This window comes from Actinacidiphila sp. bgisy167, assembly GCF_965342175.1.
GTDB lineage: Bacteria > Actinomycetota > Actinomycetes > Streptomycetales > Streptomycetaceae > Actinacidiphila.
Genome location: NZ_CBDRBL010000068.1, coordinates 1 through 19,163 on the forward strand (window position 1 = coordinate 1; position 19,163 = coordinate 19,163).

Consider the following 19,163-nt stretch of genomic DNA (forward strand, 5'->3'; position numbering starts at 1 on the left):
GAGGCCGCAGCGTGACCGCGCGGCACGGGGCCGCCGGAAAACGGGGTGCGGCAGAGTCGGAGAGCGGCCTACCGTCGGAGCATGAGCCCTGAGGTCCGCACGATCGGCGAGTCCGACTTCCCCGGCTGGCTGCGCGCCGTCAACACCGGTTTCCACCGGCCGCCGTCGGTGACCGAGGAGGAGATCGCACTCCGCCGCTCGCAGACGGACCTCGACCGCGTCCAGGGCGCCTTCGACGAGGGCCGCTGCGTGGCCACGTTCCGCAGCATGCCCCGCGAACTCACCGTGCCCGGCGGGGTGGTGCTGCCCGCCTCGGCGATCACCTCTGTCACCGTCACCGCCACGCACCGCCGACGCGGCCTCGCCTCCCGCATGATGGCCGCGGAGCTCGACGCCTGCGTGCGACGAGGCGAACCGGTGGCGATCCTCGTCGCCGCGGAGTACCGGATCTACGGCCGCTTCGGCTTCGGCCCCGCCGCCGGGGTCACCGAGTGGGAGGTCGACACCGCCCGCGCCGGCCGCCCCCAGGGAGCGCCGTCCGACGGCGGCCGCATCGACGTGGCGGACCCGTCCGAGGTCCTCAAGCTCGGCCCGCAGCTGCACGACCGCGTACGGCTGCGCCACCCCGGCGCGATCAACCGCACCGAGCGCTTCTGGGAGTACGCCACCGGGACGGTGGTCAACCCCTCCGCCCCCTGGAAGGAACCGATCTTCGTCCTCTACCGCGACGCCTCCGGACGCGTCGACGGCCTGGCCGCCTACTCGGTGGAGGACACCTGGCACGGCATGTTCCCCAAAGCCCCGCTCACGGTACGGGAGTTGATCTCCGCGACCCCCGAGGCCGAGCGGGCGCTGTGGCGCTACCTGCTCGCGATCGACTGGGTCGCCACCGTGCACACCGGCCGCCGCGGCCAGGACGACGTGCTGCCGATGCTGCTCGACGACCCGCGCGCCGCGCACGTCCACTCCACCAGCGACTTCCTGTGGCTGCGCCTGCTGGACGTCCCCCGTGCGCTGTCCGCCCGCAGCTACGCGGCCCCGGGCTCCGTCGTCCTCGACGTCGTCGACCCCGACGGCCATGCCGCCGGCCGCTTCCGCCTCGAGGCCGCCGCAGACGGCACCGCCACCGCCGAGGCGGCCCCCTCCGCCACCCCGGACGTCTCCCTCTCGGCCGCCGCCCTGGCGTCCCTGTACCTCGGCGACGAGTCGGCGGCGCGCCTGACCGTCACCGGCGGTGTCACCGAATCCCGCCCGGGCGGCACGGCCCGCGTCGACGCGCTGTTCCGCACGGCGCGCAAGCCGTGGCCGATCGACATCTTCTAGTCCTGCGTCCGCCCGTCGGGGCCCGTCGGCCGGGAGCCGTTCCCGCGTGCTGGCCGGGGGCCCGACGGCGCCGTGAGCCCCCGCGCGTCAGCGCAGGAGGAGGACGACGACCAGCACGCCGCCGAGACACAGACAGGTGTCGTTCCTGGACTTGTGGCCGATGAGGACGAGGGTGGCGGCAATCATGCCCATGGTCCCCCATCGCCACTGCATGAACTGTTCGAAGATCACGGCAGCCACGGAAGCTCCCCTCTCCCTCTCCTGACGCCAAACCGGTCAACTTGTCATGCAAATTGGTATGGTTGGCCTGACGAAGTTGTCCCCGGGTGGCTCCATGATCTAACCAACTTGGCCGCCTATATGGTCAGTTGATGTCCGGCTCGGCCGCGCAAAATGACCGCACGCGGCCGAGGGGTGCGCTTCCGCCCCCCTGGGCACCCTGCATGGACACCCTGCCGCTCACCTGGGCATCAGCTCTGACTTGACTGTTTCTGCCAAACCAATTCCGCCCTTTCGTGGGGGAGTTGTATGGTTGGACGCGTGAGCACCGAGCTCGACTCAGGCAAGGACAGAAAGTTCCAGCGCATCGTGGATGTGCTGCGAATGGAGATCGCCGACGGCAAGTACCCGGTCGGCCAGCGGATCCCGACGCAGGCGGACCTCAGGGAGCGGTTCCAGGTCTCACGGGCCACGGTGCAGCACGCTCTCAGGGCACTGGAGGACGAGGGCCTGATCGCGGCCAGGCAGGGCAGTGGCACCGTCGTGGTCGCCCGCCCGGACGCGCGGGTGCCCGCCGGGGTCGAGGACGATCCCGGAATGGTCTCCCTCGGCCCGTACATGGCCAAGGCCTTCGAGGCCGAACACGTCACTCTGGACCTGTTCAGCTTGACGGCCGAATCGATGGACGACCACATCCGGAGCCAGACCCTGCGCATCCGGGACGGACTGATCCGCCCGCGCAGCATCACCGTCCGGCTTCTCCTGCCCAGCGTCGACATCGATCTCGCGTTGCCGCGCACGAAGGGCGATCCGAGCGACGGACGCCCCAAGGACCGGCTGCGCGAGATGACGCGCAGGCATGCGGCGCAGCTGAAGAACGCACTGCTGGAATTGCGGAGCCTGCAGCTGGTTCCCGAGGTGTCCGTCCAGATCCGGACCGTCCCTCTGACGCCGCTAGTGAAGCTCTACCTGCTGAACGAACGTGAGGCCCTGCACGGCTTCTACCAGCTGGTGGAGCGGCCCATCGTGATGGACGGCGAGGAGTTTCCGATCTACGACGTCCTCGGTGTGGGCGCCACGCTGTTCCGCTACCAGGCTGACAGCGACCCAGCCTCGCGCGCGTCGATATTTGTGACCAAGGCACAACAGTGGTTCAACTCACTGTGGGAGTATTTGGCGCAAGACGCGACGTTTGGCGAATAAAGTAGTGAATTCTTCATTTGTGACATCTTTCGATGAGGTGCCTCCCCGCCTGATGGCGGCCTTCCGCCGTGCGGAGCACATCCTGTGGGATTTTGACGGTCCCCTCGTCACGTTGTTCGCCCAGCCCGACGATGCCAGCGACGCCTATCTGCCGCTGCTGGTCGCCGACGAGTTCAGGGTGATGCTGGAGAAGTGCGGCCTACCTGTGGGGCCTTTTGAGGGGTCACGGGATCCCTACGGGACTTACCAGTCGGTAGGTGCCCGCGGTGCGGAAGCCGGTGACGAGGCGACCGTGTCGGAACTTCTGAGGCGTATGCGTGATCGCCTCGACCGTCTCGACGAACAAGCCGCTTTGACTGCGACGCTCACCGATGGGGCGGATGAGCTCGTCAAGGAGCTGGCAGAGCAGGGCAAGCGCCTCGCTGTGGCGTCCAACAACGCCACCAAAGCCATCGAAGCCTGCCTGCGCAGGGCGGACCTGGCGAACGGAACGCTGATCGGCTGCTTTTCGGGCCGGATCGTCGGACGCCTCGACCATCCGGCGAAAATGAAACCGAATCCGGAATGTCTGTATCAAGCGATGGAGTGCCTGAGGGAGGGCTCCGGCGGTCCGGTCGCCCCGGCTTCCTGTCTGATGATCGGTGATTCGCAGGCCGATGCCTTGGCTGCGGCCCGGGCCGGCATCCCCTTCTGCGGCTACGCCCCCGATGCGGGCAAGCGGAGGGCACTGACCGCGGTCGGCGCCCGCGACGACATGATCGCCACGAACCTCGCCGCGTGTGCGGCGGCATTGGGCCGACTTGTGCGGGCTTGATGTGTCCATGTCTGCTGCTGCAACGTTTATCTGTGGCGCCGCTGTCGGGTATCAGGACTTCCGGGCGTCTGTGGCCTCCAAGTGGCGTTCGTGGCGACATCCAGGAGCAGTATGTCCAGTACGTCTCGGTGGGATCGCTTGCGCCTGCGGGCCGAGCGGGAGGGGACTCCGCTCGTAGGCCTGTACAACAGAAACTATGTCGTCCAACTCCCTGAGGAGTTGTCCGAGGAGACCGGCTTGCCGCCGCGGACACTGGTGAAAGTGCGTATACCCATCAAAGGCGCGGACATGTGCGATGTGCGTATATGGGCGGAAGACGACCTCTTGGATGCCTTGGCGATGGCATCGGAGAGCGGCAGCGTCGCCGCCGCTCCGCGCGTGCTCGCCCGGGGCGACGACTATTCCGTGCAGACCTACATCGAGGGCAGACACCTGACGGAGGTTCACCCCTATGCCTCCGATCTGCCCGAGTGGCGGCTCGTCGAGATCGGTGGTCTGTTCCGCCAGATTGCGGCCGTCAGCGTGGGCGACCTGCCCAAGGTTCCGGTCGACTGGCCGCGGGGCGACCAATCCCATCTCTTCTATCACCGCATCCTGGCAGCGGCCCAAGGCCAGGCCGACCGCTTTCGTGCCGAGTACGGCACCCTCTTCCGCGATCTCGGCCTTCTCCCCGGCCTGTGGGACCGCAGTCGTTCCCTGACGGCCGCTCTGACCGCGCGGCCTTTCGCCCTGCTGCACACCGACGTTCATCGTGGCAATGTCATCGTCCGGGACGGAGGGGGCCTCGCCCTGATCGACTGGGAACTCTCCCTGGTGGGCGACCCCGTCTACGAACTGGCATGCCATCTGTGCCGGATGCGCCACGATCCGGAGCGGCAGTGGAACGCAGCCGTCCGCATGTGGGCGGAGGCCGTCGCGGCGGTCGCGCCGGCCCGCGTGGAGGGGCTGGAAACCGATGTGGAGGCGTACGTCGCGCTTGAGCGTCTTCGATCCGCCCACAATGACACGGTGCGTGCGGCCGGCGCAGTACGGCGGGACCCCTCCCGCATCGACCAGGAGGCCGGTGTCATCGCCGCGCGTTTGGTCGCGGTGGAGGACTTCGGAGTGGACACCCGAAGTCCCTCGGCGGTCGCCGACGCGCTGAAGCAGTGGCTGGCGACAGGGCCAGCCCCCAGTCTTCTCACCGGCGCCCGCTGAGGGTGCGCGTCGCGTCGGCGGGCATACGCGGCGGCCGGTGCCCCCCCATGGGGGCGAAGCGCTCTCTCACCCACTTGTCCGCCGCCGCCGACTTGGGGACTCAGCCCCTTCGTGCAGCGCTGCTGATCGGTTCCATGAAGGACTATTAACTGGACCTGCAGGGTTCCGCTGGCCCACGCTCGAGGGCATGGGTATCCACGTACCGCTGATCACCCCCTTCGACGCGGTCGGCCGCGTCGCCGCCGACGCGCTGGAGCGCCTGGCGCACGACATGGCCGACGAGGGGGTCGCCGGGCTGGTGGCGCTGGGGACGACCGCCGAGGCAGCGACGCTGGACGAGGCCGAGAAGGAGGTCGTCCGCGCGACCGTGGGACGGGTGTGCCGTGAGCGCGGGCTGCGGTTCACCGTGGGGGCCGGAGGGCCGGACACCCGCAGGACCGCGGCGGAACTCGCGGAGCTGGACGCGGACGCCGCGCTCGTGTCCGTGCCGTCGTACGTCCGGCCCTCACAGGCCGGCGTCGTCGCGCACTTCGAGGCCCTGGCGGCGGCGTCCGCCGTGCCGCTGGTCGTCTACAACATCCCCTACCGCACCGGGCTCGCACTCACCGCCGACACGGTGCGCGCGCTCGCCGCGATCGAGGGGGTCGCCGGCTTCAAGCACGCGGTCGGCGGCATCGACCAGGACACCGTCCTGCTCGTGGGGCAGGTGCCGCTGTACGCCGGGGACGACGTCTTCGCGCCCGCGCTGCTCGCCCTCGGCGCCGAGGGGGCGATCACGGCCTCCGCGCACCTGGCCACCGAGCGGTGGGTGGAGCTGGCCCGCCGCCACGACGCGCGGCAGGCGCGGGCGCTCGCGCGGCTCGCCGCCGCCTGTTTCGCCGAGCCGAACCGCACGGTGATCAAGGCGGTGCTGCACGCCCGGGGACGCATCCCGACCCCCGACGTGCGGCTGCCGCTGCTGCCCGCCGGGCAGCCGTCCCTCGGGGCGGCACTCCGGGCACTCGCCGCATCGGGGGATACTCGGGACCGTACGCACGCACTGATCGGAGAGACCGGATGAGGATCGGAATCGTCGGAGCCACCGGCCAGGTCGGCGGGGTCATGCGCCAGGTGCTGGCCGAGCGCGGCATGCCGGTGGAGCAGCTGCGGCTGTTCGCGTCGGCCCGCTCGGCCGGACGCACCCTGCCCTGGAAGGACGGCGAGATCGCGGTGGAGGACGCCGCCACCGCCGACTACACCGGTCTCGACATCGTCCTGTTCTCCGCGGGCGGCGCCACCTCCAAGGCGCTGGCCCCCAAGGTCGCCGCCGCGGGCGCGGTCGTGATCGACAACTCCTCCGCCTGGCGGATGGACCCCGAGGTCCCGCTGGTCGTCTCCGAGGTCAACCCGGAGGCGATCGCCGACCGCCCCAAGGGCATCATCGCCAACCCGAACTGCACCACCATGGCCGCGATGCCCGTGCTGCGCCCGCTGCACGAGGAAGCGGGGCTGACCGCGCTGGTCGCGACGACCTACCAGGCGGTCTCCGGCTCCGGCCTGGCCGGTGTCGCCGAGCTCGACGGCCAGGTGCGCAAGGTCGCCGACCGGGCGACCGAGCTGACCTTCGACGGCGGCGCCGTGGAGTTCCCTGAGCCCGCGGTCTACCAGCGGCCCATCGCCTTCAACGTCGTCCCGCTCGCCGGAAAGATCGTCGACGACGGCAGCTTCGAGACCGACGAGGAGCAGAAGCTCCGCAACGAGTCTCGCAAGATCCTCGGCATCCCGGAGCTGAGGGTGTCCGGGACCTGCGTCCGCGTGCCCGTGTTCTCCGGCCACTCGCTGCAGGTCAACGCCCGTTTCGAGCGTCCGATCAGCGTGGCGCGCGCCTACGAGCTGCTGGGCGCCGCCCCCGGCGTGGAGCTGTCGGAGATCCCCACCCCGCAGCAGGCCGCGGGCAAGGACCCCTCGTACGTCGGCCGGATCCGGGTGGACGACACCGTCGAGCACGGCCTCGCGCTCTTCCTCTCGAACGACAACCTCCGCAAGGGCGCCGCGCTCAACGCCGTCCAGATCGCGGAGCTGGTCGCCGCCGAGCTGCGCGGCTGACCCCGTTCGCCCCTCGGGATGCCCCGGCGCCGACCGCGCGCCGGGGCATCCGCCGTTCCGCCTTGACCCTCACACGATGTGAGGCGCTGGACTCGGAGACGTCATGTTCAGCATCGGAGACTTCGCCAGGCACGGCCGCGTGTCGGTCCGCATGCTGCGTCACTACGACGCCATCGGTCTGCTGCGCCCGGACCGTGTCGACCCGGCCACCGGCTACCGCAGCTACGCCGCCGCGCAGCTCGCCCGGCTCAACCGCGTCATCGCCCTCAAGGACCTCGGCTTCACGCTCGAGCAGGTGCGGTCGATCCTCGACGAGGAGGTGAGCGCGCAGCAGCTGCGCGGCATGCTGCGGCTGCGCCGCGCCGAGCTCGCGGCGGCGATGGCGGCGGACGCGGCACGGCTGGCGGGTGTCGAGGCGAGGCTCCGGACGATCGAGAGCGAGGGACGGATGACCACCGACGATGTGGTGATCAAGGCGGTGCCCGCGGTGCGGCTCGCGGAGCTGACGGCGACGGCGGCCGGGTTCGAGCCGGCGCAGATCGGGCCCGTCATCCAGCCGCTGTACGACGAGCTGTGCAGGCGGCTGGACGCGGCGGGGGTGCGGCCCGCCGGTCCGGGCATCGCGTACTACGAGGACGCGCCGGAGGGCGACGGCGCGATCCTCGTCCACGCGGGGCTGCAGGTAGCGGTGGAGCCGGACGGCCGGTACGACTTCGCGGTCGTGGACCTGCCGGAGCTGGAGACCGCCGCGACGATCGTGCACCGCGGCTCCATGGACGACGTCCTGCGCAGCGCCCAGGCCCTGGCGCGGGGGATCGACGCCCACGGGGCCCGGTCGCTCGGCTACCCCCGTGAGCTGTACCTGGAGTGCGAGGGGCACCCCGACACGTGGGTGACGGAGCTGCAGGAGCCGGTGGCCACCGGGGCGGGCGTGACCGGTCAGCCCATGGGCTTGCCCCGCTGAGCCGCCTCGGCGACGAGTGCGAAGGCCGTCCGGCCGTCCAGGGACTCGCGGATGACGTCCGCGTGCCCGGCGTGCCGGGCGGTCTCCTCGACGAGGTGGAGCAGGATCCAGCGGGCGCTCACCTTCATGCCGGGCGGGTTCCATGGCGCGTCCGGCAACGGCACCGCGACCTCCAGGTCGGGCAGCGAGAGGACCGCCTCCTCGGTCTCCCGGCCGATCCGCGCGTACTCCTCCAGCAGGCCGGCCACGGTCTCGCCCTCCAGCAGCCGGAATCCGTCGACGTAGTCCGCCTCGTTGCCCTTCTTGTCCTCGTGGCCCAGCAGCAGGCCCTGGACCCAGGACTCCTCGGTCCTGGCGACGTGCTTGACCAGCCCGGCGAGGTTCATCCCGCTGGCGCTGGGCCGCGAGGACGCCTGCGCGTCGGTGAGCCCGAGCACGGCCCGGCGCACGCCGCCGCGCTGCGCCTCCAGGTAGGCCAGCAGAGCGTCCCGCTCACTCGTCTCGTTCCGTACCACCGTCGGCATCGCGCGCTCCTTGTCGTGGGTCTTGGCGGTGCGCCCGGTCTCCCGGCGCCCCCTTCACGCCTGCGACGGTAGGGGGATCGCGGTCAGTTCCTGTCCGAGACCGTCCGCGTGGTGAAGGCGCCCTCGAAGAGGACCGGGACGACGGATGCCGCGTCGAGCTCGGCGGCGACCGCGACGTCCTCGGGGAAACCACCGCCGATCAGTTCGCGCCCCGAGGCGCACGCCGCGAGTGCGGCGCCGGGGTCGGGGGTCCCGGCGAAGACAGCCGCCGCGGCGAGCGCCTCGGGGGAGAGCGTCACCGCCTCCGCGCGCTCGCGCAGCGCGGCGACGACCGCTCCGGCGCCCAACAGGTCCTCCAGCGCGGGCCGCAGGCTCCCGTCGGGCCAGCGCTCACCGGCGGCGATCACCGCGACGGGGCGGTCCGGGACTCCGTAGCCGTGCCGCGCGAGCCACGCGCCGACGGCGCCGGCGTTGCGCAGACAGGCGGCGACCACGGTGGCCGCCTCCCCGGCCGCCGCGGCGATCGTCGATCCGTTGGGCGAGGGCAGCACCAGCCGCGGGGTGAAGGGCGCACGGCGCAGGGCGGCGGGCGACAGCGACCAGGGCGAACGCCCGGTCGCCTCCCGCCGCCCCACCGCCAGCCGCGCCCCGACCCGCCGGGCGTACTCCGCGGCCGTGGCGTCGCGCCAGGCGTACGGGTGGACGGCGGTCCCCGCCTCGACGGCCACCGTCACCGCGGTGGTGAAGGAGAGGACGTCGACGACGACCGTGCACGCCGCGTGGACCCCGATCCGCCGGGCGCCTTCCGGCCCCCACTCGAACCGCACCCCGTGGCCTGTCTGCAGAAACCAGTCCTCGCTCATGAGCGAGGACTATGCCGCGACGGACCTGGCCTGTACATCGGCGACGACACAACTGACGTTGTCCGGACCGCCGGCGGCGTTGGCCAGCTCCACCAGCGTGCGCACCGCCTCCCCGGGCGCGGCGCCGGAGGCGAGCACCCGGCGCAGTTCCTCGTCCGGGACGACGGTGGACAGGCCGTCCGTGCACAGCAGGTACCGGTCGCCGGGACGCGGATCGTGCAGCCGCAGGTCGGGCTGGCGACCGGCGGTACGGGTGCCCGAGCCCAACGCCCGTACGAGCAGCGAGCGCTGGGGGTGCGAGACGGCCTCGTCCTCGGTGAGCCGGCCCTCGTCCACCATCGACTGCACCATCGTGTGGTCGTGCGTGATCCGGAAGAGGTCGCCGTCGCGCAGCAGGTACGCCCGCGAGTCGCCGATGTGGACGAGGGCCAGCCGCTCCCCGGACCACAGCAGCGCGGTGAGCGTGGTGCCCGAGTCGGCGTAGCCGCGCACGGTCTCGTCGGCCCGTTCCAGGGCGTCCTGCAGCACGTCCAGGAGCCCGCCCGAAGAGCCGTCGGCGCCCGTGTCGAGCGCCTTGAGCGCGTCGACGGCGGCGGCGCCCGCCGGGGCCCCCTCCCCGCCGAAGCCGTCGGCCACCGCCAACAGCCGGTCGCCGGCGTAGGCGGTGTCCTGGTTGCCCGGCCGGACGAGGCCGGCGTCGGAGAGGGCGGCGTAGCGCAGTTCCAGGGCGTGGTTCGCGTCGTTCACAGCGAGGTCCTTCCGGGACAGGTGATCGACGAGGAAGGCGGCCAGGTCCCGCCGCGCGCCGTGCGCCGCCTCGGCCTGCGCCCAGTACGCGCGGATCTCCCGCGCGGCGGCGGGCGCGGGAAGCGCGCACACCTTCCGTATGCGGGCCAGCGGCATCCCCAGCCGCCGCAGCCAGCTCACGAGCCGGGCGCGCTCCAGTTGGGCGGGCGCGTAGTGGCGGTAGCCGGTGAGCGGATCGACCCGTGCGGGCGTCAGCAGCCCGAGCTCGTCGTACAGCCGCAGCGCCTTCGGCGACAGCCGGGACGCCTTCGCGAACGCCCCGATCGTCAGCGAGTCCATGACGGGCTCCCTCCCTCGAGCCGGGCACACCGCCCGGCCGCTTCGATGCTGCGGCCTGCCCCAAGGTCAAGGTCAACCGGCTGCCGCCGCCCCTGGAACGGGCGCCGACGGGTTCCGCCACGGGCCCCGGGCGGAACCGCCCCGCGTGCCAGGGGCGCCGGGGACGGCGGCACCGGGTCTCAGCGAACCTGACTCTCCGCGAGGCCGTGTCCAGCGGTGGGTCGTCTTGAGTCAGACGCGGTGCAGCCCGACGTTTCCGTCAGTCCAAGGACTGTGGACCCTGGGCTGCTTCTCGCTCTCGCTCGGCCGTGAACTCGTCAAGGAGCTCGAACAGGACTTTGATCGCGTGCCGCTCGTCCTCGGGCGGAAGGTTCCCGTGGTGCCACCCGTTCGGCAAGGCGAGGTGGAGAACCTGGCCCGGCCAGGCGTGGTTGCAGTCACGTCCGCGACGGGCGACGAGCCAGTCGCGCCAGCCCGTGAGGCCGTGGCCGCCATGCCGGAGAGCGTGCTCGTCATAGCCGGTCAGGAACGCGGTCAGCACGTGGAAGGAGGTCTCGCCGACGAACATGTGCGGACGTTGGCCGACCATGGCGAAGTACTCGCGTTCGGTCATCTCCGGCAGGGGTTTCACACGTTTCCTCCGCTCGCGTACCCGCGCCGTCGGCGAGCGGCTCCGCCCAGGCTGCTTGCACAGCCCCGGACGAAGCTCGCGCCCTGTCGGGTATCCCACCGGGCAGAGCTCGCGCCACGTCGAACGCGTCAACCATGCGGTGGACCGTACAGGCCGGCCGGCTGCGCGGGGACCGCGTCCAGGTCGTTCGCCGGAACCGCCCCGACTCGCCAGTCCACCGGGAACGGGCAAGGCGACGGTGGACTGGGCCGGGCGGGGGAAGCCGTACCCCCCAATGAGACTTTTGCAAGCACAGTGCTTGCAAAAGTTAGCACCGCGCGGCATCCTCGGAGACATGGCTTCTCTGAACGTCGGCACCCTCGGCGAGTACCTGCGGGAGCAGCGCCGCAACGCGCAGCTGTCCCTGCGTCAGCTCGCCGACGCCGCGGGGGTGTCCAACCCCTACCTCAGCCAGATCGAGCGAGGACTGCGCAAGCCCAGCGCGGAGATCCTGCAGCAGCTCGCCAAGGCGCTGCGCATCTCCGCCGAGACCCTGTACGTGCAGGCGGGGATCCTCGACGAGCGGGCCCAGGGCGACGGGATGGAGGTGCGGACCGCCATCCTGGCCGACACGGCGATCAACGAGAAGCAGAAGCAAGTCCTCCTGCAGATCTACGAGTCGTTCCGCAAGGAGAACGCCGCGGTGGAGGAAGCTCTTGACGAGCAGCCCGCTGCGCCGCGCGAGCACATGGCGAAGAAGGCGGCGAAGAAGGCTGTCGCCGTCCTGAAACCGAACGCGTCCGGAGCGGCCGGACAGGGCAGCGGCGGTGGCGGCGACGCCGCGGCCGCCGGATGACCGGTCGCGACCGGTCGCGCGGAACGAGCGGACTCGACAGACGAATCCGCCAACATCCTCAAACGGGAGAAACCCTCATGGCGATCACCGAAGACATCGTCAAGACCCTCAAGGACCCGACCCCGCTGTACGCGCTGGCCGGGACCGCGGACCTCGCCGCCGAGAAGCTCAAGGAGGTCCCGCCGCTGATCGAGAAGATCCGCGCCGAGGCCCCCGAGCGCATCGAGAAGATCCGCGGCACCGACCCCAAGGCCGTGCAGGAGAAGGTGACGGCGCAGGCCAAGGACGCGCAGACCAAGGCGCAGGCCAAGGTCAACGACTTCCTGGGCACGATCGACGGCGACCTGCGCAAGCTGCGTGACTCCGCGCAGGACTTCGCGCTGCAGCAGGTGGGCCGGGCCGCCGAGTACGCGGTCCGTGCCAAGGAGGCGTACGACGGCCTGGCCGAGCGCGGCAAGGGCGCGGTCGCCACCTGGCGCGGCGAGGCCGCCGAGCAGGTCGAGGACATCGCGGTCGCGATCGAGCCGGACCCCGTCCCGGCGGCGCGTCAGGCGCCCGCCCCCGACGCCAAGCCGGCCGCCGCCCCCGCCCCGGCGCCGTCCTCGGCGCAGGAGAGCCAGGACAGGAAGGGCGCGGCCGCCGCCGCGGCGAAGAAGACCCCGCCGAACAAGAAGCCCGCGACGCCGGGCAAGCCCGCTTCCTGAGCGGCCGGACATCACGGGCCGGGCACGCACGGCGTGCCCGGCCCGTTGTGCCGGTACGGTGGGAGCCGACGACGGAGGTGGACGGCAATGCTGGTGCAGGGCTTCTACAACGTGCTGGGCTGGATCTCCCTCGCCCTGCTGGTCTTCGCGTTGTTCGCGCTGGTCGACGCGGCCATCCGGCGTGAGGACGCCTACCGGGCCGCGGACAAGAAGACCAAGCCCTTCTGGCTGATCATCCTCGCCGTGGCCGCGGCGCTGATCGGGTTTCTGCCGATCACGTCCTTCCTGCCGGTCATCGGCCTGATCGCGGTGATCGTCTACACGGTGGACGTGCGTCCCGCCCTCAAGCAGGTGTCCGGCCCGCGGCGGCGCGGCGGCAGCAGCAGCGACGGACCGTACGGCCCCTTCAAGCGCTGAGGCGGTCTCAGGTCCCCGCGGCTCGGGGTGCCCGCATGTGCGTCGGGCGGCCGGCCGGCGGGGTCGTCGGCCGGCCCGGTCGTCCGGGTCCGGTGGGTCAGGCGCCCGACTCCAGGAGCATGAGGGCGACGTCGTCCGTCAGCTCACCGCCGTTGAGTTCGCGTACCTCGGCCATGGCCGCGTCCAGCAGATCCTCGCCGGCGAGTCCGGCGGACAGCTGCCGTCCGACCAGTTCGACCATGCCCTCCTGGCCCAGCCGCTGCGCGCCGAGGCCGATCCGGCCCTCGATGAGCCCGTCGGTGTAGAGCATCAGGCTCCAGGCCTCGCCCAGCTCGAAGCGCGCGGCCTCCCAGCAGTCCTTCTGCGGCAGCAGCCCGAGCGCGGGGCCGCCGTGCTCGTAGGGCAGCAGTTGCGGCGCCATCCCGGACAGCGACACCAGCGGCGCCGGATGACCGGCCAGCCAGAGGTCGGCGGCGCGGCAGTCCGGGCTGATGTCGACCTGGCAGAGGGTCGCGAAGATCTCGGCGTCCGACCGCTCGTGCTCCAGGACCTGCTGGAGCGTGCCCAGCAGGTCGGCCCCGCACAGCCCGGCCAGAGTCAGCGCGCGCCAGGCGATGCGCAGCTCCACGCCGAGGGCGGCCTCGTCCGGCCCGTGGCCGCAGACGTCGCCGATCATCGCGTGCACGACACCGTCCGGGGTGCGGACGGTGTCGTAGAAGTCGCCGCCGAGCAGGGCCCGGCTCCGGCCGGGCCGGTAGCGGGCGGCGAAGCGCAGGTCGGCGCCGTGGAGCAGCGGCGTGGGGAGCAGCCCGCGTTCGAGCCGCGAGTTCTCCTGGGCGAGCAGCCGGGTCTCGGTCAGCTGGCGCTGCGCGACGTCGGCGCGCTTGCGCTCCACGGCGTAGCGGATGGCCCGGGTCAGATGGGACGGGTCCAGGTCTGCCGGGGTCAGGTGGTCCTGGGCGCCCACGCGGACGGCCTCGGCGGCGCGCTCGGCGTCGGTGTCGGCGCCCGCGGTCAGCACGAGCACGGCGGTGCGCGGGGCGAGCTGCAGCAGCTTCCGCAGGCCCTCCATCGGGTCGGGGGCGCCCTCGGCGGAGCGGGCGGCGAGTTCCAGCAGGATGCAGTTGACGTCGTCCCGGAGCAGCCGCTCGGCCTCGGTCAGGTTGCGGGCACGGCGGATGCGCACGCGCGTGCCGGAGACGTCCAGCAGGTCGGGGACGGTGAACGCGCCGGCGGGGTCCTCACCGATGACGAGCAGGGTCAGGGCAGGGGAGGTCCGGCCGTCGGCCAGGGGTGCTTCCTGGCGCGGCCCCGGCACGGCGGCGTACTGGTCGGTGCGCCGCCCGGTCGCGGACATCGGCGACATCGGGCAATCCTTCCCTCCCCCGAGGGCAACGTCCCGGAGGGGTCGGATCGACCGGATCGGTTGCTCAGCTCCGAGGACACTGAAGGGCGACCATAGCGGTAGCGTCCGAGGGCGGGGGAGGCCCCGCGGGTGAATCGCCCCTGTCATATGCGGTGCTGAGCTGCGGATTTCAGTCGCGCCGGGATGAACCGGGCATGACCAACGTCACGTTTGGCCCGTCCGCCCGTCCGCCCGTCCGCCCGTCCGGCGCAGGTCGCGGCCCGTCAGCCCCGCGCCGGGGCCAGGGCCTCCCAGCGGACGGTCACTTCGCCCTGGCGCCAGCGGGCCGGGGTGTCCGTCACCGGCCAGCCGCCCTGCCCCGCCAGGCTGCGGACGGTGCGGATCCACCGCTGCCGGGCGCCCAGTGACGCGAAAGGCGCTGCGGCCGCCCACGCGCGGTCGAAATCGGTGAGGAAGGCGTGCACCGGCTCGCCCGGCACATTGCGGTGGATCAGCGCCTTGGGCAGCCGCTCCGCAAGGTCGGAGGGCCGTTCCAAGGAGCCGAGCCGGGTGGCGAAGGTCACCGTGCGCGGGCCTTCGGGGCCGAGCGCCACCCACACGTGACGGCGGCCGATCTCGTCGCAGGTGCCCTCCACCAGCAGCCCGTCCGGGGCGAGCCGATCCCGCAGCCGCGTCCACACCTCGGCGACCCGTGCCTCGTCGTACTGGCGCAGGACGTTCGCCGCCCGGATCAGGGCCGGCCTGCGGCCGTCCGGCAGGGGTACCTCGAAGCCGCCGTGGGCGAACGACAGCCCTTCACGGGCGTACGGCCGGGCGGCGGCCACCCGGGCCGGATCGATCTCGATGCCGACCACCTCGGCGTCCGGGCGGGCGGTACGGAGCCGTTGCAGCAGTTCGAGGGCTGTCCACGGCGCGGCGCCGTAGCCCAGGTCGACCGCCAGGGGGTCGTCGCTGCGGCGCAGCGCGGGACCGTGCTGGGCGGCGATCCAGCGGTCCATGCGGCGCAGGCGGTTGGGATTGGTCGTCCCTCTGGTCACCTCTCCGACCGGCCGTGTCGCACGCATGCGCCGAGCCTATGCGAGCCCGGGGCCGCCTCGTCCGGGCCAGGACGACGGTCACGCTTTGGCAAAAGCGGAAATGGATCTAGGCCTTCCGCGGGTTGTCACCGTTCATGGGAGGCTTCCGCTCGGTCGCCTGTCGAGAAGTGGAGGACGCGACGTGAGCCAGTACGTGGCGAAGGTCCTGGCCGGTGGTCCCCACCGCCGGTTGCGCCGCCATGCCGTCGGTGGGCGCCGTCCGCGGCGCGTGGCCATGCTCAGCGTGCACACCTCGCCCCTCCACCAGCCCGGCACCGGGGACGCGGGGGGCATGAACGTCTACATCGTCGAGCTGGCCAAGCGGCTCGCGGAGGGCCCCGGCGTCGAGGTCGAGATCTTCACCCGCGCCACCACGGCCGCCCTGCCGCCCACGGTCGAGCTGGCCCCCGGGGTCCTGGTGCGGCACGTGGACGCCGGTCCGTACGAGGGCCTGGCCAAGGAGGACCTCCCCGCGCAGCTGTGCGCCTTCACCCACGGCGTGATGCACGCCGAGGCCAGCCACCGGCAGGGCCACTACGACCTGGTGCACTCGCACTACTGGCTCTCCGGCCAGGTCGGCTGGCTCGCCGCCGAGCGCTGGGGCGTCCCGCTCGTCCACGCCATGCACACCATGGCCAAGGTCAAGAACGCCGCGCTCGCCGAGGGCGACACCCCCGAACCCACGGCCAGGGTGATCGGCGAGACGCAGATCGTCGGCGCCGCAGACCGACTGATCGCCAACACCACCGAGGAGTCGGACGAGCTGATCCGGCACTACGAGGCCGACCCCCGCAAGGTCGAGGTCGTCCACCCCGGGGTGAACCTGGACCGCTTCCGGCCGGACGCCCACGGCGGCCGTGCCGGGGCCCGCGCGCGGCTCGGTCTGCCGCAGGACGCTGTGATACCCCTCTTCGCCGGCCGGATACAGCCCCTGAAGGCCCCCGACATCCTGCTGCACGCCGCGGCGATCCTGCTCGCGCAGGACCCGTCGCTGCGCGAACGTCTCGTCGTCCCCGTCGTCGGGGGGCCGAGCGGCAGCGGCCTGGCCAAGCCGGAGCACCTGCACAAGCTCGCCGCCCGGCTCGGCATCTCCGACCTCGTGCGCTTCCAGCCGCCGGTCGCGCAGGACCGGCTCGCGGACTGGTACCGGGCCGCGTCCGTGCTGGTCATGCCCTCGTACAGCGAGTCGTTCGGGCTGGTCGCCATAGAGGCCCAGGCCTGCGGCACGCCGGTGGTGGCGGCGTCGGTCGGCGGGCTGCCGGTGGCGGTGAGGGACGGCGAGACCGGTTTCCTCGTCATGGGCCACGACCCGGCCGACTACGCGCGGGCCCTGCGCCGCTTCATCGACCAACCGCAGCTGGTGCCCACCATGGGCGCCGCCGCGGCCCGGCACTCCGCGTGCTTCGGCTGGGACGCGGCGGCCAACAGGACCGCCGAGGTGTACGCGGGTGCGATGGCCGAGCGGCGGCGTCGCCTACGATCGCCGCATGGGTGAGCGGGAGCAGACGGCGGCGCGTGCGGCGGTCGAGCAGGCACTGGAGGACGCGGGACTCGGCTGGGAGACCGGCGCCAGGGGCGAGTACGTCGTGTCGCTTCCCGGCACGCGCAAGCTCTCCACCACCGTCGCCCTCGCTGTGGGGCGCCACTCCCTGACGGTCAACGCCTTCGTGGTGCGCCGCCCCGACGAGAACCACGAGGCGTTCTACCGCTGGCTCCTGGAGCGCAACACGCGGCTGTACGGGGTGGCCTACGCCCTCGACCCGCTCGGTGACGTCTATCTGTCCGGCCGGCTGCCGCTGGCCGCGGTGACGCCCGAGGAGGTCGACCGGGTGCTGGGCTCCGTCGCCGAGAACGCCGACGGCAGTTTCAACACGCTGCTGGAGCTGGGCTTCGCCGACGCGATCCGCAAGGAGCACGCATGGCGGACGGCGCGCGGCGAGTCCACGCGCAACCTCGACGCGTTCGCCCGCCTGATCGGTACGGCGGACGAGAGCCGCGCAGGCGGCGGGAGCGACGAGAGCCGCGCGAGCGACGAGTAGCGCCAGCGGTCGCGCGGGGGCCGCAGCGCGACCGGTGACGCATCGGATGCGGGGGGCGACCGCATGCCTCCCCCATGAACACCGCCGCGGGGCGCGCAGGTGACTTCTGGTCGCCGGCCCACTGGTCGGGCTGTCGGCGGTCACGCCGTGGAGCGACTCGATGCGGTCTTCGATCGGCTGCCCGCTCCAGGCACGGAGCCACGGCGGATGGGCGGCGCGCGTCCGGGGCGCCGAAGCGCTGCCGCTCGTGCTCGCCGAGCTCCAGGTGGCCACGGTCCGTCACAGCCCGCCGTACCGCTGATCCCCGCGTTCTCCACCGGCGCCTTCGTGCCCGCGGAGGGCCTCGGCGTCACGGTCCAACGCGTGTTCGACCAGGTGATCCCCTGGTCCGGCGCGCTGCGCGGCCTGCGCCGGGCCCCGTCGAAGGCGCACGCGGTCGTCCGCTGAAGAACCGCTAGTGGTCCGCCGCAGGCTCCGGCTCAGGCTGCGGCACCCGGGCCGGGGCCTGGGCAGCGGTCACCGCGTCCACGGGTTCGGCGCGCGGGCCGCGCTCGCGCAGCAGCAGCCAGTAGCCCGCCCCGGCGACCGATCCGACCACGGCGCACGCCCCCCAGACCACGCCGCCGCCCCACCGGTCCAGCGCCAGGCCGCCCAGCAGCGGTCCGGCGAAGGCCGCCGCCGGCCAGGCCAGGGAGTACATACCCTGGTAGCGGCCCCGGGCGTGGGCCGGCGCCAGATCGGCGACGAGCGACATCGAGGTCGGCGCGTGGAAGATCTCGCCGATCGTCCACACCGCCACCGCCAGCGCGTAGAAGGGGACCGAACCGGCGAAGGCGTTGAGCCCGAAGCCCCAGCCCATCAGCAACGTGCCCGCGGTCAGCAGCGCCGCCACACTCCGTCGTTCGACGAGCCGGGTGAGCGGGAGCTGGAGGATCACGATCAGAAGGCCGTTGAGGCCGATGACCAGGCCGTACTCGCTCGCGGAGAATCCCTGGCGGCCCATGTCGACCGAGAGGGTCGTCGCACCCTGCTGGGTGACCGTGCCCAGCAGGAACGTCAGCGCGACGAAGGCCATGAAGCGCCGGTCGCGCAGCACGACCCCGAGGCCGACCCGCGACTGACCGCTCCCGGCGGCCGCGACCGACGCCTCGGGCTCCCGGCCCGGCATCGACTCCGGCACCTTGGCGTAGATCACCAGCGCGCACAGCACCGTCATGAAGGCGTCGCCCAGGAACAGCCACAGGTAGCCCTGCGAGGCGATGAAGCCGGCCGACGCCGACGAGACGGCGAAGCCGATGTTCACGGCCCAGTAGTTGAGGGAGAAGGCCCGTACCCGGTCCTCGGCGGGCACCACGTCCGCCATCATCGCCTGCACCGCGGGGCGCGAGGCGCTGCTCGCCACGCCGATCACCGTGGCCACCGCCGCGATCTGCACCTGCCCGCCCACGAAGGCCAGCGCCGCCGTCGCGGCCGCCGCCGCGACCTGGGCCAGCAGCATCGTCGAGCGGCGTCCCACCCGGTCGGTCAGCACCCCGCCGGCGACCGCGCCGAGAGCGCCGCCGAGGCCGTACAGGGACGCGACGAGGCCCGCGTAGGTCGCCGAGTAGCCCCGGTCGAGGGTCAGGTAGAGGGCGAGGAAGGTGACGACGAAGCCGCCGAGCCGGTTGACCAGCGTGCTGGTCCACAGCCACCAGAAGGTCCCGGGGAGTCCTGACACGGTCTCCCGCAGGACACGTCTGACATCGGGCACGGCGGCTGCTCCTCGCGGCGTTCGGGGGCGTCGTAGGCGTAATGGGCCAGGATGGCCAGCGCAGCTT

General features: G+C 72.3%; 21 protein-coding genes. 13 read left to right on the plus strand and 8 right to left on the minus strand.

The window, feature by feature from the left end:
* Window positions 1-81 precede the first annotated feature (81 nt).
* A complete protein-coding gene (locus ACRWND_RS22960) occupies window positions 82-1,323 on the plus strand; it encodes a GNAT family N-acetyltransferase (protein WP_431952372.1) in 1,242 nt (413 codons plus the stop codon).
* 87 nt (window positions 1,324-1,410) lie between these two features.
* Here the strand turns inward: ACRWND_RS22960 and ACRWND_RS22965 are convergent, their stop codons facing one another.
* Complete coding sequence (locus ACRWND_RS22965) at window positions 1,411-1,563, minus strand: hypothetical protein (protein WP_431952374.1); 153 nt, start codon at window positions 1,561-1,563, stop codon at window positions 1,411-1,413.
* A 300-nt stretch (window positions 1,564-1,863) separates the two neighbouring features.
* On the opposite strand from ACRWND_RS22965, the gene ACRWND_RS22970 reads away from it, so the two are divergent.
* From ACRWND_RS22970 to ACRWND_RS22995, 6 genes are all read left to right on the plus strand, one after another.
* The gene (locus ACRWND_RS22970) at window positions 1,864-2,745 is read left to right on the plus strand and encodes a GntR family transcriptional regulator (RefSeq protein WP_431952376.1); all 882 of its coding nucleotides are present in this window, start codon (window positions 1,864-1,866) and stop codon (window positions 2,743-2,745) included.
* 19 nt (window positions 2,746-2,764) lie between these two features.
* Window positions 2,765-3,559 (plus strand): HAD family hydrolase, encoded by a 795-nt coding sequence (locus ACRWND_RS22975; RefSeq protein ID WP_431952378.1) that lies wholly within the window; start codon window positions 2,765-2,767, stop codon window positions 3,557-3,559.
* A 261-nt stretch (window positions 3,560-3,820) separates the two neighbouring features.
* On the plus strand, window positions 3,821-4,756 hold the full coding sequence (locus ACRWND_RS22980; protein WP_431952380.1) for an aminoglycoside phosphotransferase family protein: 936 nt from the start codon (window positions 3,821-3,823) through the stop codon (window positions 4,754-4,756).
* 187 nt (window positions 4,757-4,943) lie between these two features.
* Window positions 4,944-5,816, plus strand: coding sequence for a dihydrodipicolinate synthase family protein (locus ACRWND_RS22985; RefSeq protein ID WP_431952382.1), 873 nt, complete (start codon window positions 4,944-4,946; stop codon window positions 5,814-5,816).
* Window positions 5,813-6,841 carry an aspartate-semialdehyde dehydrogenase gene (locus ACRWND_RS22990; RefSeq protein ID WP_431952384.1) on the plus strand — a complete coding sequence of 343 codons (1,029 nt, stop codon included), beginning with the start codon at window positions 5,813-5,815 and terminating at the stop codon, window positions 6,839-6,841. Before ACRWND_RS22985 ends, ACRWND_RS22990 begins: the two co-directional genes overlap by 4 nt.
* Window positions 6,842-6,944: 103 nt before the next feature.
* Window positions 6,945-7,805, plus strand: coding sequence for a MerR family transcriptional regulator (locus ACRWND_RS22995; RefSeq protein WP_431952386.1), 861 nt, complete (start codon window positions 6,945-6,947; stop codon window positions 7,803-7,805).
* Here ACRWND_RS22995 and ACRWND_RS23000 read toward each other — a convergent pair.
* The 4 genes from ACRWND_RS23000 to ACRWND_RS23015 form a co-directional block, all read right to left on the minus strand.
* Entirely contained in the window at window positions 7,781-8,329 is a 549-nt protein-coding gene (locus ACRWND_RS23000) for a DinB family protein (protein WP_431952388.1), read from the minus strand. The two genes, ACRWND_RS22995 and ACRWND_RS23000, sit on opposite strands and share 25 nt — an antisense overlap.
* A gap of 83 nt (window positions 8,330-8,412) precedes the next feature.
* Entirely contained in the window at window positions 8,413-9,192 is a 780-nt protein-coding gene (locus ACRWND_RS23005) for a 2-phosphosulfolactate phosphatase (RefSeq protein WP_431952390.1), read from the minus strand.
* A gap of 9 nt (window positions 9,193-9,201) precedes the next feature.
* Window positions 9,202-10,278: a MerR family transcriptional regulator gene (locus ACRWND_RS23010; RefSeq protein ID WP_431952392.1), complete on the minus strand. Its 1,077-nt coding sequence runs from the start codon at window positions 10,276-10,278 to the stop codon at window positions 9,202-9,204.
* Between the two features lie 259 nt (window positions 10,279-10,537).
* Window positions 10,538-10,909, minus strand: a complete 372-nt coding sequence (locus ACRWND_RS23015) for a hypothetical protein (RefSeq protein WP_431952394.1) — start codon at window positions 10,907-10,909, stop codon at window positions 10,538-10,540.
* A gap of 334 nt (window positions 10,910-11,243) precedes the next feature.
* Between ACRWND_RS23015 and ACRWND_RS23020 the strand changes: the two genes are divergently transcribed.
* From ACRWND_RS23020 to ACRWND_RS23030, 3 genes are all read left to right on the plus strand, one after another.
* Window positions 11,244-11,744: a helix-turn-helix domain-containing protein gene (locus tag ACRWND_RS23020; RefSeq protein WP_431952396.1), complete on the plus strand. Its 501-nt coding sequence runs from the start codon at window positions 11,244-11,246 to the stop codon at window positions 11,742-11,744.
* Between the two features lie 77 nt (window positions 11,745-11,821).
* Window positions 11,822-12,448: a hypothetical protein gene (locus ACRWND_RS23025; RefSeq protein WP_431952398.1), complete on the plus strand. Its 627-nt coding sequence runs from the start codon at window positions 11,822-11,824 to the stop codon at window positions 12,446-12,448.
* 87 nt (window positions 12,449-12,535) lie between these two features.
* Window positions 12,536-12,865: a DUF2516 family protein gene (locus tag ACRWND_RS23030; protein ID WP_431952400.1), complete on the plus strand. Its 330-nt coding sequence runs from the start codon at window positions 12,536-12,538 to the stop codon at window positions 12,863-12,865.
* Between the two features lie 97 nt (window positions 12,866-12,962).
* On the opposite strand, the gene ACRWND_RS23035 is transcribed toward ACRWND_RS23030, so the two are convergent.
* Complete coding sequence (locus ACRWND_RS23035) at window positions 12,963-14,231, minus strand: PP2C family protein-serine/threonine phosphatase (RefSeq protein WP_431952402.1); 1,269 nt, start codon at window positions 14,229-14,231, stop codon at window positions 12,963-12,965.
* 263 nt (window positions 14,232-14,494) lie between these two features.
* On the minus strand, window positions 14,495-15,295 hold the full coding sequence (locus ACRWND_RS23040; RefSeq protein ID WP_431952404.1) for a class I SAM-dependent methyltransferase: 801 nt from the start codon (window positions 15,293-15,295) through the stop codon (window positions 14,495-14,497).
* A 154-nt stretch (window positions 15,296-15,449) separates the two neighbouring features.
* Between ACRWND_RS23040 and mshA the strand changes: the two genes are divergently transcribed.
* From mshA to ACRWND_RS23055, 3 genes are all read left to right on the plus strand, one after another.
* A complete protein-coding gene (gene mshA, locus ACRWND_RS23045; RefSeq protein ID WP_431952406.1) occupies window positions 15,450-16,802 on the plus strand; it encodes a D-inositol-3-phosphate glycosyltransferase in 1,353 nt (450 codons plus the stop codon).
* Complete coding sequence (locus tag ACRWND_RS23050; protein WP_431952408.1) at window positions 16,795-17,346, plus strand: YbjN domain-containing protein; 552 nt, start codon at window positions 16,795-16,797, stop codon at window positions 17,344-17,346. Before mshA ends, ACRWND_RS23050 begins: the two co-directional genes overlap by 8 nt.
* Before the next feature lie 160 nt (window positions 17,347-17,506).
* Window positions 17,507-17,647, plus strand: a complete 141-nt coding sequence (locus ACRWND_RS23055) for a hypothetical protein (protein ID WP_431952410.1) — start codon at window positions 17,507-17,509, stop codon at window positions 17,645-17,647.
* A 153-nt stretch (window positions 17,648-17,800) separates the two neighbouring features.
* Here the strand turns inward: ACRWND_RS23055 and ACRWND_RS23060 are convergent, their stop codons facing one another.
* Window positions 17,801-19,096 (minus strand): MDR family MFS transporter, encoded by a 1,296-nt coding sequence (locus tag ACRWND_RS23060; protein ID WP_431952412.1) that lies wholly within the window; start codon window positions 19,094-19,096, stop codon window positions 17,801-17,803.
* Window positions 19,097-19,163: the final 67 nt, after the last annotated feature.